The organism is Vibrio sp. 1078-1, from assembly GCF_033340475.1.
In genome coordinates this window covers 1-509 of sequence record NZ_JAWOWM010000960.1, presented here as the reverse complement: position 1 = coordinate 509, position 509 = coordinate 1, and the positions used below count along the sequence as shown (strand labels likewise).

Here is a 509-nt window from a genome sequence, read left to right as displayed (position 1 = left end):
CGAAGAAGGCAAGTTCGTCATCCAAAAAGGGGAGCGGCGTTGGAGAGCGTGTAAACACGCTGGTATCGAGACCATTGACTTGGTGGTGAATGATAAGGTCCAGAACAACTTGGACGAGACTGCTGGTGAGCTGATCGAAAACATCCAGCGGGATGACTTGACTCCGGTAGAGATTGCCGAGGCGTTAAACCTGTTTATTGAAGAAGGTTGGAAGCAAAAGGATATTGCTGATCGGCTCGGTAAGAATATCACTTTCGTATCTACGCATCTGTCGTTGCTCAAGCTACCTGACTGTGTGCGTGAGTTATACGATAATGAAGTATGTTCTGATACAGAGACCTTGAATAACCTTCGTCTCTTGTTCGATCTGAATGAAGAAAGATGTCGCGCCGTCTGCGCGGTGGCTATGTCTGACGGGATTACTCGTAAACAAAGCCGTGAGCTGCTGAATGATGCCAAACGTATCAAAGACGAAATGGAAAAAGGCCCACTGACTGGCTCCCACCAGA

1 protein-coding gene is annotated in these 509 nt (G+C 47.9%); it reads left to right on the top strand.

From position 1 onward, the window contains the following. On the top strand, positions 1-509 hold a 509-nt coding region (locus R7190_RS31090), incomplete at both ends, for a KorB domain-containing protein (RefSeq protein ID WP_318138370.1).